The following is a 15,226-nucleotide window of genomic DNA, read 5'->3' on the forward strand; positions in this document are numbered from 1 at the left end:
CATCGACATGTCGGCCATCGCCCACCTGACGGCCTCGGTTGCGGTGGGCGTCAACCTGAGCACGGACTTTGGCAACGACAACCTGTTCATCTTCGACGGCACATCCGTGTCGATCGGCGCGGCGGCCAGCGCCATCGCGGCCGACAGCAGCGTGCTGTCGGGCCAGGGCTACATCGTCATCGCCGATGCGCAGAACAGCGGTGCCGTGACGGTGTATCACTCGAGCGACCTGAGTAGCGCCAATGCCATCGACACGGCGCTGGTGCTGCTGAGCGGCGTGAATATCACGCAATTGACGGCGGCCAATTTCCATGTCTGAAGCCATCGCCATGCAAGGCTAGCTGAAACGGGTACGGGAGCGCGGCGGTTCTGCCGCCGCACTCCCGCTATCCAGTGATACCGAATGCAGATCTGCAGGCCGCACGGCCGGAAAAACACGGGATGAGATCACGCAGTTTCCCAGCAATACCCCTCCGCCGGGCCCTCTGGCCCGGCATCCTGCCCTGCATCGCGGCCGTACTGGCGGCCGTGGCCATGGCAACGGCCGCACCAGATGCCAGCGCCCAGAGCAGTACGGCATGGAATTTCGACCAGGTCTTGCAGCAGGCGCTGCAAAGCCATCCGGCCGTACAGGGCAAACGCTCGGCGCAGGCGGCCGCGCGGGCCGACCTCGATGGCGCCCAATGGCAGCGCTTTCCCAGCCTGTCGGCCGAAGTCCCCACCGGTTCGCAGGAAACAGGCGGCGTGGTGCGCATCGAGCAGCCGTTGTGGAGCGGCGGGCGCATCGACGCCGGCATCGACGCGGCCGGCAGCCGGGTCGATGCGGCCGGCGCGGCCATTGAGGAAGAACGCCTGAGCCTGTCGCTGCGCGTGATCGCCGCCTACACGGAAGCGCTGCGCCAGACGGCGCGCGTGCGCTCGGCCGAAACGGGGCTGGCCGAGCACCAGCGCCTGCTGGACATGATCAAGCGCCGCGTGGCGCAGTCGGTCAGTTCGCAAACGGACCAGCGCCTGGCCGAGTCGCGCGCCTACCAGGCGGCCAACGACGTGTCGAGCGCGCGCCAGGCGCTGGAGAACGCGCTGGCGCAGCTGTCGCAGCTGGCCGGCAAGCCCGTGCGCCTCGTCAGCGCCACCGGGGTCGGCGTGGGCGAACCGCTGCCCGACGCCAGCCTGGAGCGCGTCATGCGCCAGGCCATCGCCTACTCGCCCACCCTGCAGCGCCTCGATTTCGAAGCGCAGGCGGCCGACTCGGAAATCACCATGCAGCGCTCGGCCTACATGCCGAAAGTCGTGCTGCGCATGGAAAAACCCACGGGCGGCATCAACGCCGACAACCGCACGCGCGCCATGCTGGTGCTGCAGGCGCAGCCGGGCGCCGGCCTGTCGGCGAAGGCCGGCGTGGATGCCGCCGTGGCCCGGCGCGAAGGCGCGCGCGCGGCGCACGACGTGGCCGAGCGCGAGGTGCGCGAACGCTTCACCCTCGACTGGAACGAGGCCGAAGCGAGCCGCCAGCGCCTGGGCAACGCGGGCGAGGCCAGCACCACCTCGACGCAGGTATTCGAATCGTATGCGCGCCAGTACGTGATCGGCCGCAAGAGCTGGAACGACGTGCTCAACGCCGTGCGCGAAGCAACGCAGGCGCAATTTTCACTGGAAGACACGCGCGCGCAGGCGATCGCCGCCAGCCTGCGCCTGGCCGCGCAGACGGGCACCCTGGCCGGACGCACGGCGCCGGCCGGCACGGCGCGCGCGAATTGACACCGACATCATGCAAACAGGAGACAGCGTGGATACCTCCATCAAACATGGCTTGCTGACGCTCACCGAGCGCGCCGCGCGCCTGACGGGACAGCACCTGGCCGCCGCCCGCCTGGCCGACTTGCAGCGCCAGCTCGATGACATAAACGACGACGCCGGCCCCGGCGTGGCCCTCACCACCGTCTGGCAGGCGGCCGGGCTGGAAGGCGCGGCGCGCCTGCTGCACGAACCGACGCCGGGCGAACTGCCGTTCGCCGTCTACAGCGCCAGCACGGGCTGGGGCTTGCTGCAAGCGCGCGGCGCCGATGGCGCCTGGAGTGGCGAAGGCATCGACGGGCGCCCCTTGCAACTGGCCTCGCTGGCCGGCCTGGCCTGCGTGGGACTGCCGCGGCGCGCGGAAAAAAGCGCGGCCCGCCCCGGCGCCCTGGGCCTCGTGCGCAATGCGCTGTGGCTGAAAAAGAGCGTGTTTGTCGACGCCGTGCTGGCCACGGCGCTGGTGACCCTGCTGACCATGGCCACCTCGCTGTTTTCCATGCAGGTGTACGACCGCGTGATCCCCAACCAGAGCTTCAGCACCCTGTGGGTGCTGGTGGTCGGCGTGGCGCTGTCGATCGGCCTCGAATTCATCCTCAAGCAGGTGCGCAGCCGCATCGTCGACCACTCGTGCAATGACGTCGACCACGAATTGTCCGAGTGGTTCTTCCAGCGCATGCTGGGCATCCGCATGGAGGCGCGCCCCGCTTCCGTCGGCACCCTGGCGGCGCAGGTGAAGGGGTTCGAGATGGTGCGCGGCGTGCTGACGTCGACGTCGCTGTTCGTGCTGACGGACGTGCCCTTCGCCCTGATCTTCCTCGCCATGATCACCATCATCGGCGGCTGGCTGGTGGTGGTGCCGCTGGTGGCGCTGCCGCTGGCCCTCGTGTGCGGCCTGATGTTCCAGCGCGCCATCCAGAACCACACGCGCAAGAACCTCAACGCCAGCAACCGCAAGGCCGGCTTGCTGGTGGAAGCCGTCGACGGCGTCGAGACGCTGAAAGGCAGCAGCGCCGAATGGATGATGCAGGCGCGCTGGGCCGAGCTGGTGGCCGAGACCAGCCACGCGGAGCAGAATATCCGCGACTATGCGGCCCTGTCGCAAAACATCACGGCCGCCTTCCAGCAGCTGACCAACGTCGCCCTCATTTCCATGGGCGCCTGGTTCGTCGCCGAAAACCAGATGACCATGGGCGCCCTGATGGCCTGCACCATCATCAGCAACCGCGCGCTGATGCCCATCGTGCAGCTGCCCGCCGTGATGGTGCAATGGGCGCATGCGCGCGCTTCGATCGACGGCCTGGAACAGGTCATCAGCCTGCCCAATGAAGCGGATAACGCGCAGTTCGCGCTGACGCCGCGCAGCCTCGATACGGGCCTGCGCTTCGAGCGCATCCGCTTTACCTACGGCGGCGCGCAAAAGGTGGCGCTGGAAGTGGACAACCTCGCCATCCGTCCCGGCGAACGGGTGGGCCTGGTGGGCGCCATCGGCTCGGGCAAGAGCACCCTGCTGAAACTGGCTTCGGGCCTGTACCAGCCGGCCGAAGGCAAGGCCTACCTGGGCGACGTCGACATGGCGCTGCTGGCGCCGCCCGTGGTGCGCGAAATGGTCGGCTACCTGCCGCAGGAAACGCGGCTGTTCAGCGGCACCCTGCGCGACAACCTGCTGCTGGGCCTGGCGGACCCGGGCGAGGAAGCCATCCTGGCGGCGGCCAGGCGCACGGGCTTGATCGAGCTGATACTGGGCCAGCCGCGCGGACTGGCGCTGGCCATCACGGAAGGCGGGCGCGGCGTGTCCGGCGGCCAGCGCCAGCTGATCGCCGTCACGCGCCTGCTGCTGGCCAGGCCACGCATCTGGCTGCTGGACGAGCCGACGGGCGCCATGGATGCGAAGACGGAGGCGCGCATCGTCGGCCTGCTGGGCGAACTGGCGGCCGAAGGCGTGACCATGGTCGCCACCACGCACAAGAACGCCCTGCTGCCCCTGCTCGACCGGCTGGTGGTGCTGCAGGCGGGACGCGTGCTGCTCGATGGCCCGCGCGACGTTGTCCTGGCCAAGCTGTCGGGCAAGCCGCAAGCGGTTCCCGCTTCCGCGCCCGCGCCGGTGGTCCAGCCGGCGGCAGCGCAAGGAGCCGTCGCATGAAACTGGCCAAAGTCGAAACGCGGGAAGAAGCCAAACGGGGCCGGCTGCTGATCTGGAGCTGCGCGGCGGCGCTGGCGGGCGTCATCGCCTGGGCCTCGTGGGCGGAGCTGGACCAGGTCACGCGCGCCAACGGCCAGGTGATCGCCAGCTCGCGCAACCAGATCATCCAGGTGGCCGACGGCGGCGTGCTGGCCGAGCTGCGCGTGCACGAAGGCAGCATCGTGAAAAAGGGCGAACTGCTGGCCCGCTTCGACCGCACGCGGGCCGAGACGAGCTACCTGGAAAGCACGGCCAAGGCGGCCGGCCTGAAGGCAGCCGTGGCGCGGCTGCAGGCGGAAGTATTTGGCGGCGCACCGAAATTTCCGCCCGAATTGCAGGCGTTCCCGGAATTTCGCGCCAACCAGCTGGCCCTGTTCAGCAAGCGCCAGGGCGCCGTGCAGGCGGAAGTGAGCGCGCTGGAAAGCGCCATGAAGCTGATCAAGGAAGAGCTGGAAATGAACTTGCCGCTGCTGGAAACGGGCGACGTCAGCCGCGCCGAGGTGCTCAAGCTCCGGCGCCAGGTGGTCGACATCCAGGCGCAGATCACCAACCGGCGCAACAAGTATCTGCAGGATAGCCAGACGGACATGGTGAAAGCCCAGGAAGACCTGGCCGGCGTGCTGCAGACCGTGACCCAGCGCAAGGAGCAGCTGGGTTCGACCGACATTTACGCGCCCACCGACGGCATCGTGCGCAATGTGCGCCTCACCACGCTGGGCGGCGTGGCCAAGCCGGGCGAGGAAATCCTGCAGATCGTGCCCACCGACGACGACCTGATCATCGAAGCGAAAGTGAAACCGGCCGACATCGCCTTCATCAAGCCCGGCCTGCCCACGGCCGTGAAGCTGGACGCCTACGACTACGGCATCTACGGCCGCCTGCGCGGCACCGTCAGCTACATCAGCGCCGATACCTTGAGCGAGGACAACAAGGGCAACGAGCAGCCCTATTATCGCGTGCAGATCAAGACGAGCGGGCGCAAGCTGATCGGCAAGAACGGCGAACCGATTTTGATCCAGCCCGGCATGACGGCCACCGTGGAAATCAACACGGGCCGCAAGACGGTACTGCGCTACCTGACCAAACCGATCACCAAGACGTTTTCCGAGTCCATGGGGGAAAGGTGAAGCAGCGCGTAAGCTGGGCAAGGCTGGCTCCAGGCAGCGGCCGGCCTCGCCAGCCTCCCCCGTCCGGCTACCTGCTGCAACGGCCATGTCGTGGCCAGTACCGAGTGGCAAGTCGCGGTCACTGATTCTGGATGGCAACACATATTCGGTACTTTTGGTTAACAAAGATGAGCCAAACTTGCCTGGGAGGGCGCTAAAATAGCGTCCCTCCCTTCATCGGTTTATCCGGGCAATCTCACGTCCCTCCTGATTCATGGCACTCGATCCCTCCACCATCCTCATCCTCTCGACCGCGCTGGCCGCCGCCGCCGCGCTTTACCTGGCCGTGGAGTGGCGCGGCGTGCGCGAAAAATCGCTGCTGTTCTGGAGCGCGGGGTTCGCCGTCATCACCGTCGGCTGCGTCCTGGCCCTGCTGCGCACCAGCGGCTACCTGCTGATCGGGATCTGGTTTGCCAACGGCTTGCTGATCGCCGCCCACTGGCTGTTCCTGGCAGGCGTCGCCAGGTTCACGAACATGCGCCTGTCGCGCGCGTGGTATCTGCTGGGCTTTGCCTGGCTGGCCATGCTGCTGGTGCCCGGCGCGGCATGGTGGTCCAAGGTGATGTTCGTCATCCAATCGCTGCTCATTGCCGGCATCAGCCTGCGCGCCAGCTTCCTGCTGCGCCCCCATGGCGTTTCCCTGAGCGTGGGCGCCGTGCAGCTGCGCTACGTCCTGCTGCTGCATGGCCTCTTTTATTTTGCCAAGGCCGCATCCATCGTTGCGCTCGATACCTTTGTCGACCTGGCTGCCTTCCGTGGCGAGGTCATCCAGGTTTCTCTGGTGGAAGGTGCCATGGCGATCATGCTGATCGCCTTGTCCATGACCGGCACGGAACGCCACCGCCGCGAAGAACGCATCGAGCAGCTGGCCGCGCGCGATCCCCTCACCGCCCTGTACAACCGCCGCGCCCTGGAGCAGCGCGCGCCCGGCCTGCTGGCACAGGCTACGCCGCACAGTCCCGGTGCCTTGCTGCTGATCGATATCGACAACTTCAAGCAGGTCAACGACCTGCACGGCCACAGCGCCGGCGACAAATTGCTGGTGGCCCTCAGTGAAATGATCTGCAATACGCTGCCGCAGGGCGCGCTTGCCGCCAGGCTGGGCGGGGATGAGTTCGTGATCCTGCTGCGCGGCGCCAGCAGCGACAGCGTGATCACGCTGGGCAACGCCTTGCGCGGCTTGTTCGGACAGATGGCGCAGCAGGCATTTTTCACGCCCAAGGCGGTCACCCTGAGCGTGGGCGGCACGCTGTTCGAGCGGCCGCCAGCGGGCCTGGAGGCGCTGCTGGAACTGGGCGACGCCGCCTTGTACGCGTCAAAGCGCGACGGGCGCAACAGCGTGCGGGTGGTGCGGGCAGCCTGATGCCAGGCGGCGTTTCCAGCTTGTCGGCCGCAACGACAGAGGCGCACTCCGACGAGCCGAGGCCCTCAGCCGCCGTGCATCAGCCGCGCATACAGCTCGGCCACGCGCTCGACCGTGATGCCGTCGCGCTGCTCGACGGCCAGCGGGTGCTCCGTCGGTTCCAGCTCGATGGAGGGACGCACGCCATCGTCGCGCAGGTGGACGCGGGTTTTCAGGTTCAGGGTATCGGGGTATACGCAGAGCGGCGTGCTGAGCCAGCCGAAGAAGGGACCGATGTGGGCACGTTTCGCGTCGTTGAAGCAGGCGTCCCAGGCGTCGAAACTGTCGCCGCTCAGCGATACCCACACGCCCCAGCTGAACGGTTCATCGTGGCCATGCACGGGGATGTCGATGGTGGCGCGCACGAAGCAGTGCTCCTCGTCGACGATGCAGGCGTCGCTGTCGAGCTGGCAGCGCGCCGCCCGTTCGGCCGGCGCCATCTGCTCGTACAGCCATGGCGCGTCCGCGCCGAAGCTGGGCATGCCCGTGTGGGTCTCGCCGCAGGAACGGCACAAAAAGGAAAAAGTCACGCGTGCAGGGCCCTTATTCGAACTGCTTGCGGAATGCCTCGAACTGCGCCGCCAGGCCATCGAAATCGCTGCGCAACTGCAGCACTTCCTGTTCCAGCTGGGCCACACGGCTGCCCTGCTGCGGCGCGCTGACGGCGCCCGCGTAGCCGGCGGCCGTCTCGTCGCGGGCCAGCGCTTCCTCGCCGCCCAGCAAGTGACCGTAGCGCGGTTCCTTGGCGCCAGGCGCGACGGCCAGTTTCGCCACCAGCGGCGGGTATTTGTCGATCAAAAATTGCAGGCCGGACTCCACCTCGGCGACGGATTTGAAATCATGCACGCGGCCGCTGCGGCTGCGGATTTCGCCGGCCGTCTGCAAGCCGCGCAGCATCAGGATCGTCAGGATGGCCAGCTTGTCCTGTTCCAGCGACCATTTGATGCGCATGCGGTGTTCATACTTGGCGACTCTGGCGCCCGCCTGCGTGATGCCGTTGACGAACTTGCGCTGCATCAGGCGCTGCAGCACGTCGTACACGGTTTCCTCGGTCAGGGCCATGACGGGGTCGCGGCTGGACAACTGGTTGCAGCCGTTGGTCAGGGCATTGAGCGACAGCGGATAGCTGTCCGGCGTCAGCGCTTCCTTCTCGGCCAGCACGGCCAGCACGCGGATCTCGAACGGGTCGAGCAGATTGGGATTGTCGCTGCTCTTGTCAGCTGCCGTCACATCAGTATTCATGCATAAATCCTTAATCGACCAGTTTGTTCATTTGTTCCGAATCAAATTTATCACATTCCGGCACGCCCTGGCAGCAAATGCCCGCCGCCTTCAGGGTGGCGAGGATGGTTTCGATGCGCTGTTCCTGCGCCACTGCGTGCGTGATCAGGCCTTGCAGCGCCTTCGACAGCGGATCGTCGCCGTTCGGCGTGACGCCGTACGCGGCGAACAGGTGCGCCGTGCTGCCTTCGCGCAAGGCGTTGACATCCTTTTGCACGATGTGCGCGGGGTTGCCGACGGCCGTGCCGCCGGCCGGCACGGGTTTCAGCAGCACGGCGTTCGAGCCCACCTTGGCGTACTCGCCCACCGTGAAGCTGCCCAGCACTTGCGCGCCGGCGCCGACGATGACGCCGCGCTCGAGGGTCGGATGGCGCTTGCTGCCGCTATGCAGCGAGGTGCCGCCCAAAGTGACCCCCTGGTAGATGGTGCAGTCGTCGCCGACGATGGCCGTCTCGCCGATCACCACGCCGAAGCCGTGGTCGATGAAGACGCGGCGGCCGATGGTGGCGCCCGGGTGGATTTCGATGCCCGTGATGATGCGGCCGAGGTACGAGATGAAGCGCCCCACCCACTTCATGCGCCGCGTCCAGCACCAGTGCGCCCAGCCATGCATGACGATGGCGTGCAAGCCCGGATAACAGGTCAGCACCTCCCAGCCATTGCGGGCGGCGGGGTCACGTTCAATGATGCTGTTGATATCTTCGCGCAGGTGGTGGAACATAAGACGGATTTCTGAATGGGTAAGAGACAAGACGCTAAATGGTAGCGTATTCGGCGGCGTGCTGCCGGAGAGGCAGATAAACAAGCGCCGCCTCGAGGGCGGCGGCTTGTCAGGGAAGCGCTACAAAACGGTCAGGGCAAGGCGCATTGCCGAAGACAGTACGCAAGTACGGCGCGGCAATGCAACGCCGCCCTGGACGTTTTTTAGCCTTCTTTCGCGATGCGCTGGCGGCGGGCTTCGTACAGACAGACGCCCGAGGCGACCGACACGTTCAAACTCTCGACGGAGCCGAACATCGGGATGCTGACGAGCATGTCGCAGGTGTCGCGCGTCAAGCGGCGCATGCCTTCGCCTTCGGAACCCATGACGAGAGCCGTCGGGCCCGTGAAATCGGCTTCGTACAAGCCTTTTTCGCCGTCGTCCGACGTGCCGATCAGCCAGATGCCGCGGTCCTTCAATTCGCGCATGGTGCGCGCCAGGTTGGTCACGGTGATGTACGGGACGGTTTCGGCGGCGCCGCTGGCGACCTTGGCGGCCGTGGCGTTGAGGCCCACGGCGCGGTCCTTCGGCACGATGACGGCATGCGCGCCGACACCGTCGGCCACGCGCAGGCAGGCACCCAGGTTGTGCGGGTCGGTGATGCCGTCGAGAATCAACAGCAGCGGCGGGCCATCGATGGCGTCCAGCAATTCGTCGAGGTTACGCGCCAGCGACAGTTGCGAGGCAAACGCGATCACGCCCTGGTGGCGGCGCGTGCCGACGATCTTGTCGAGGCGCGACGAGTCGACGGGCATGACGCGCACGCCGGCCGACTTGGCGGCGGCGATCATATCCTTCATGCGGCCGTCAACACGGCTGGCATCGACAAAAATTTCTTCCACGGACGACGCTTCATGACGCAGGCGCGAGGTGACGGCGTGGAAGCCGAAAATCATTTTATTCTTCATTATCTATCTATCGCTTATCGCTTGTTCTTGCTTGATTTTGATACAGTTTTTGCTGCACGTGGTGCCGCCGCGGCGGGTGCCGCGGCTGGTTTCTTGCTGCGCTTCGGCTCGCCCTTGGGCGCGGCCTTGGGAGCTGCTGCCTTCGGTGCGGCCTTGGCTTGCGCCTTGCCTGCAGGCTTGGCGCCATTGCTGCCATGGCCAGCCTTGACGCTGGTCTTGATCTCATGGCGCTGCTCGGTCGCAGGACCGGGCTTGACCATGGATTTCTTTTCGCCCTTGCGCTTGCCGCTGCCGTTCGGCTTGGCTGGTGCTTCTTCGCCCGCCAGTTCCGCATCGGTAACCAAACGCAGGTCGATCTTGCGCGTTTCCAGGTCGACTCTTGCCACTTGCACCGTCAGGCGGTCCGTCAATTGATAACGCTTGCCCGTGCGTTCGCCGCGCAGTTCGTGGCGCGCATCGTCGTACTGGAAGTAGTCGGTGCCCAGTTCGGTAACGTGCACCAGGCCTTCGACGAACAGGGTGTCGAGTTGCACGAACACGCCAAACGTGGTCACGCCAGTGATCGTGCCGGTGAATTCCTCGCCCAGCTTGTCCTGCATGAAGTAGCACTTGAGCCATGCTTCGACGTCGCGCGACGCTTCATCGGCGCGGCGCTCGTTGGCCGAGCAATGCACGCCCAGCGCATCCCAGATGGTCAGATCCGTCTTCTTCGGCTTGCCTTCGGCCTTGTCCTTCGCCTGCTGCTTGCGCGTGGCGTTCGACACGTTCGTGTTCAGCACGGTCTTGTCCGACAGCTTCGGCTCGTATTTCTTGCCTTGCAAGATGGCCTTGATGGCGCGGTGCGTCAGCAGGTCGGGATAGCGGCGGATCGGGCTGGTGAAGTGGGCATACGCCTCGTACGCCAGGCCGAAGTGGCCGATATTGTCCGGGCTGTAGACGGCTTGCTGCATCGAGCGCAGCAGCATCGTTTGCAGCAGGGCCGCGTCGGGACGCATCTTGATCTGCTGCATCAAGGTCTGGTAATCCGATGCCGATGGCGTGTCGCCGCCCGTCAGGTTCAGGCCGACCTGCTTGAGGAAGGTGCGCACTTGCGTGAGCTTTTCCTTGGTCGGGCTGGCGTGGATGCGGTAGGTGCCTGGGTGCTTGTTGCGCAGCAATAAATCGGCCGCGCAGACGTTGGCCGCCAGCATGCACTCTTCGATGATCTTGTGCGCTTCGTTGCGCGTGCGCGGAATGATCTTTTCGATCTTGCCGGCGCTATTGCAGACGATATACGTTTCCGTCGTCTCGAAATCGATGGCGCCCCGCTCCGTGCGCGCCTTCAGCAAGGCGCGGTAGACGGCTTCCAGGTTCTGCAAATGCGGCAGGATGTCGGCGCGGCGTGCCGCTTCCGGACCCTTGGTGTTGCCCAGTACGGCGGCCACTTCGTCATACGTCAAGCGCGCGGCCGAATGGATGACGGCCGGGTAGAACTGGTACGCCTTCAATTCGCCCTTGTCGCTGACGACGGCGTCGCAGACGAGGGTCAGGCGGTCGACGGCCGGGTTCAGCGAGCACAGGCCATTCGACAGCTTTTCCGGCAGCATCGGGATCACGCGGCGCGGGAAGTAGACGGACGTGCTGCGTTCGAGCGCGTCGGCATCGAGCGCGTCGTTCGGTTTCACGTAATGGCTGACGTCGGCGATGGCGACGATCAGGCGGAAGCAGTTGGCGCGGCCGATCTTGACGGGCTCGCAATACACGGCATCGTCGAAATCGCGCGCGTCTTCGCCGTCGATGGTGACCAAGGGCACGTCGCGCAGGTCGACACGGTCTTTCAGGTCGGCGGCACGCACTTCGAACGGCAGTTTTTCAGCTTGCTTGAGGGCGGCGGCGGAAAAGATGTGCGGCACGTTGAATTTACGCACGGCAATCTCGATTTCCATGCCGGGGTCGTCCAGGGCGCCGAGCACTTCGACGATCTTGCCGACGGGCTGCTTGAAGCGCATCGGCTGCTCGGTCAGCTCGACGCTGACGATCTGGCCGGCCTTCGCCTTGCCCAGCGAACCGGTCACTAAAATGTCCTGGCCGATGCGCTGGTCTTCCGGCGCCACGACCCAGGTGCCGTTTTCCTGGATCAGGCGGCCGATGACGTGGGTATTGGCGCGCTGCGTGACTTCCACGATCGTGCCTTCCGGACGGCCGCGGCGGTCGGTGCCGACGATGCGGGCCATGACCTTGTCGCCATGCAGTACTTTCTGCATTTCTTTCTCAGGCAGGAACAGGTCGGCGCTGGCGTCGTCGGGAATGACGAAACCGAATCCATCGCGGTGGCTGGTGACGCGACCGGCGACGAGCGCGCTCTGGTCGGCCAGCGCGAACACGCCGCCGGCATCAGACTTGAGCTGGCCGTCGCGCTCCATCGCCTTCAGGCGACGGACCAGGACATCCATGGAATCGGCATGCACTTGCAGCGTTTTCCCGAGAGACTGCGGATCGAGAGGCGCGTTGACGCTGCGGAATATGCCGAGAATGTCCTCCCGGCTGGGGATGGTGTGGGTATTTTGGCTCAAAAGTATTTCTATAGTTGGTATTGACAGTGATCAAACGGAGAACAAAGACCGATGACATCACCGTCAATATTGACGCGGTGATGTCCGGTAGTGTACCGGACGACGCCTTGGTTTGCCTAACGGACAGCGTAGCGGAAACCGTACAAGTACCCCGCCGATGAAAAAAAGGAGAAAAGCTGCGCAATGCATTTGACTTCGGCAAATATTGCTCTATAATCCCGGTCTCTTGCAGCGACAAACCTTCACGGGAATGCAGTTGCAGGAAAGCGGTACAGGGTTGATGTGCAGTATGGAGCGAAAGCTCATCTGGCGCAAAACTCTTCAAGTCGCTATAATAGCAGAATTGTTGTTGTAAGTTGTTTTGCAACAAATACTCGAGCAGTAAAAAGTAGTAAGTCAGCAGCATCAGTGCCCACGTGGCGGAATTGGTAGACGCGCATGGTTCAGGTCCATGTGCCTTCGGGTGTAGGGGTTCGAGTCCCTTCGTGGGCACCATTACCTAATTCGCAAAAAAGCCGCAAACTTTCACGAGTTTGCGGCTTTTTTCATGGTCGCAGCCACGACATCGGCGGCCAGGCAGTTAATTATCAAAAAGAAACTTCCCCCCATCCATTTGATAGTATATTGACATCTCCCCATGCCACGCATCACGCGTGGCCGGCAACGGCATTTTGGAGATAAGTCATGACATGCAGGCCCCGCAAACACCAACGAATTCTTCTCGGCAGCTTTATGGCATTGAGCCTCGGCGCTGGCGCCAGCCCGGCGGCGGACTGGGTGAGCACCCGCTCCAGCAGCCCGGAAATCGTCAAGCCGGCGCCGGAACAGGTGCAATTGCAGGTGCAAAATCCGCCGTCCTTCGCCTGGCCGCGCCATGGCAGTTATCCCGCACAATATGTCGTGGAGATTGCGCCGGTTGGCGGCGCCGCGAGCAGCTACACCGTCTCGCGCAACTTCCTGCTGCCATCGAGCGCACTGCCTCCCGGCCAGTATGAATGGCGCGTGAGCCCACGCGCCACATCCCCCGACTGGTCCGACAAGCGCCCGTTTACCATCGACAGCAATTCACGCAATTTTGTCGTTCCCGAATCGTCCGAGCTGGCGAGCACCGTGCGGGCCCATCCGCGCCCCCGCCAGTTGCCAGCCTCATTTGCGCAAGCCAGCGCCTGGGATGCCGCCATGGATGGCAAACGGCGCCCCTTCCTGAACCGGCTCGTCAGCGAAGTCAATCTGAATACCACCGCCGTGGCCAGCGTCAACGATGGCCTGTGGACCACGCCCAACGATGGCGGCCAGTATGGCCGCATCGCCAATGCCGCCGGCGCCGTGATCCGGCAAATGGAGGCGGCCGCCCTGCTATTTCGCCTGACACAGGAACGCAGGTATCTGGACGAAGCCATAGTGCGCGGCGACCAGCTGGCCGCGCTGAGTCCGGATGGACCCACCAGCTATAAAGCCCAGGATCAGGTGGCGCGCATGATTGCCCTGGTACTCGCCAAGGGCGCCGATTTCCTGTGGCTGGAGCTGGACCTGCCACGCCGCAGCCGCTGGCTGTCGGTCGCCGCGCAACGGCTGACACCCATTTATGCGGATCTGTCCGCCGCCGGCGGGCGCCTGGATCAATCCCCCATGGACTCGCACGGCGTCGAGGCACTCGGCTACCTTGCCGCCACCTCAACCTTGCTGCTCGACGCCAGGCCGGAAGCACAAGCCTGGTTCGACTTCGCCGTGCGCTCGTACATGCATATCGTCCACGTCTGGAGCGGTCCGGAAGGCGGCTTTGCCAATGGCTCGGCGTATGGCCAGTACACCACCGACATGCAACTGCAATTATGGCAACCGCTGGCCGAAGCCACTGGCGTCAGCCTGTTCAACAAACCCTGGGCCGCGGGATTTTCCGATTATTTCATGCAGTTCATTCCACCGAACGCACCGCGCCATGTCTTCGGCGATGTCCATGAAAGCAAGCCGGACCCGGCGCTCCTGAAGGCGTATGTGGCACGGCAAGCCACGCCGGCGGCGGCCTGGTACAGCAGCCAGCCAGGCGCGCAGGAAAATCCCATTACCCTGCTGCAAGCACCCTACCCGCTTCCCGCCGACACGGTCGCGCCCGAGGCGCCACCCAACGCCATGCTCTTTCCCAGCATCGGCTGGGCTGCCATGCACAGCGACATGAGCAACCCGGCCCGCACTTCCGTCTACTTCAAGTCGAGCCCGTTTGGCGCCTTCAATCACAGCCACGGCGATCAAAACAGCCTGGTCATCAACAGCGGCGGCAAGCCACTCCTGATCGAAGCCGGCTACCAGGATTACTATGCATCGCCGCTCTCGAAAAGCTGGTACCGCCAGTCGCGTGCGCACAACGCCATCACATTTGATGGCGGCAAAGGCCAGTTCATCGAAGGCCATTACGAGATGCGCTACAAAAACGGCAAGATCACGACATTCACGCACGCGACAGACCTCGACTATGTGGAAGGCGATGCCAGCGCCGCCTACAGCAACGACTTGAGCCTGGCCAGGCGTCAGGTATGGTATTCGCGCCTGAACGACGTGGTGGTGGTGCGCGACAAGCTGAACTCCGCCACAGCCCGCACTTTCGAGTGGAATATCCATGCGCTCAATACCTTGTACCTGTATCCGAATGGCCGGGCCAGCATAGAAAATGGCACGGCTTCGCTGTGCCTGCAATCACTACGGCCGGACGAGGAGCAATTGTCCGGCTTTAGCGCCCCCAATCCGCCCCTGGAAGCCAGCCAGCAGCATGCCGCCTATATCAAGACGACCCCGGCCATGACGGCGGAGTTCCTGATCGTGCTCGATGTCGGCTGCAAATCGGTGCCCATCTCCTTGCAGCTGGTGCCTGGCGGACGCTTGCTGCAGATAGGCACGCAAACCATCACCCTGCCGCAATAAGCGGCAAAGGCCTGTTTTTGCTTAAAAAACAGGCAGAATTATCCCCTCTTTCATAGGGAAATGCCTTTTTTCAAGTGAAAAAGGTATTTCTTGAAGAAAAGTGCAAAATGTAGATTGACCGAATGCGCGCCAGCCCTTATGATTTTGTCCTCGCTGCAGAACACGCAGCGACTAGCAGCAAGCAGTAACAATGCCCACGTGGCGGAATTGGTAGACGCGCATGGTTCAGGTCCATGTGCCTTCGGGTGTAGGGGTTCGAGTCCCTTCG

Annotated in this window: 11 protein-coding genes and 1 tRNA gene; 7 read left to right on the forward strand and 5 right to left on the reverse strand. The window is 64.3% G+C overall.

Going from position 1 to position 15,226, the window contains the following annotated elements:
- From AC1RDJ_RS28090 to AC1RDJ_RS28110, 5 genes are all read left to right on the forward strand, one after another.
- The coding region (locus AC1RDJ_RS28090; RefSeq protein WP_493029410.1) for a hypothetical protein at positions 1–319 on the forward strand (319 nt) is incomplete at its 5' end.
- 215 nt (positions 320–534) lie between these two features.
- The gene (locus AC1RDJ_RS28095) at positions 535–1,758 is read left to right on the forward strand and encodes a TolC family protein (RefSeq protein WP_071324388.1); all 1,224 of its coding nucleotides are present in this window, start codon (positions 535–537) and stop codon (positions 1,756–1,758) included.
- Between the two features lie 28 nt (positions 1,759–1,786).
- Positions 1,787–3,934 (forward strand): ATP-binding cassette domain-containing protein, encoded by a 2,148-nt coding sequence (locus AC1RDJ_RS28100; RefSeq protein ID WP_493029412.1) that lies wholly within the window; start codon positions 1,787–1,789, stop codon positions 3,932–3,934.
- Positions 3,931–5,100 carry an HlyD family type I secretion periplasmic adaptor subunit gene (locus tag AC1RDJ_RS28105; protein WP_071324389.1) on the forward strand — a complete coding sequence of 390 codons (1,170 nt, stop codon included), beginning with the start codon at positions 3,931–3,933 and terminating at the stop codon, positions 5,098–5,100. The genes AC1RDJ_RS28100 and AC1RDJ_RS28105 overlap by 4 nt, the downstream gene beginning before the upstream one ends.
- Before the next feature lie 253 nt (positions 5,101–5,353).
- Positions 5,354–6,502 carry a GGDEF domain-containing protein gene (locus AC1RDJ_RS28110; protein WP_493029414.1) on the forward strand — a complete coding sequence of 383 codons (1,149 nt, stop codon included), beginning with the start codon at positions 5,354–5,356 and terminating at the stop codon, positions 6,500–6,502.
- Between the two features lie 65 nt (positions 6,503–6,567).
- Here the strand turns inward: AC1RDJ_RS28110 and AC1RDJ_RS28115 are convergent, their stop codons facing one another.
- The 5 genes from AC1RDJ_RS28115 to rnr form a co-directional block, all read right to left on the reverse strand.
- The gene (locus tag AC1RDJ_RS28115) at positions 6,568–7,071 is read right to left on the reverse strand and encodes a DUF2199 domain-containing protein (protein ID WP_071324391.1); all 504 of its coding nucleotides are present in this window, start codon (positions 7,069–7,071) and stop codon (positions 6,568–6,570) included.
- 13 nt (positions 7,072–7,084) lie between these two features.
- The gene (locus tag AC1RDJ_RS28120) at positions 7,085–7,783 is read right to left on the reverse strand and encodes a YceH family protein (RefSeq protein ID WP_071324392.1); all 699 of its coding nucleotides are present in this window, start codon (positions 7,781–7,783) and stop codon (positions 7,085–7,087) included.
- 10 nt (positions 7,784–7,793) lie between these two features.
- Positions 7,794–8,543, reverse strand: coding sequence for a serine O-acetyltransferase (gene cysE / locus AC1RDJ_RS28125; RefSeq protein WP_071324393.1), 750 nt, complete (start codon positions 8,541–8,543; stop codon positions 7,794–7,796).
- Between the two features lie 203 nt (positions 8,544–8,746).
- Positions 8,747–9,490: a 23S rRNA (guanosine(2251)-2'-O)-methyltransferase RlmB gene (gene rlmB / locus AC1RDJ_RS28130; protein ID WP_071324394.1), complete on the reverse strand. Its 744-nt coding sequence runs from the start codon at positions 9,488–9,490 to the stop codon at positions 8,747–8,749.
- A 14-nt stretch (positions 9,491–9,504) separates the two neighbouring features.
- Positions 9,505–12,042 (reverse strand): ribonuclease R, encoded by a 2,538-nt coding sequence (rnr, locus tag AC1RDJ_RS28135; RefSeq protein ID WP_493029417.1) that lies wholly within the window; start codon positions 12,040–12,042, stop codon positions 9,505–9,507.
- Positions 12,043–12,452: 410 nt separating this feature from the next.
- Between rnr and AC1RDJ_RS28140 the strand changes: the two genes are divergently transcribed.
- Together AC1RDJ_RS28140 and AC1RDJ_RS28145 are read left to right on the forward strand one after the other, a co-directional pair.
- Positions 12,453–12,537, forward strand: a tRNA-Leu gene (locus tag AC1RDJ_RS28140).
- A gap of 237 nt (positions 12,538–12,774) precedes the next feature.
- Complete coding sequence (locus AC1RDJ_RS28145) at positions 12,775–14,958, forward strand: heparinase II/III domain-containing protein (protein ID WP_493029418.1); 2,184 nt, start codon at positions 12,775–12,777, stop codon at positions 14,956–14,958.
- Positions 14,959–15,226 lie beyond the last annotated feature (268 nt).

The organism is Janthinobacterium sp. GW822-FHT07H10, from assembly GCF_058798675.1.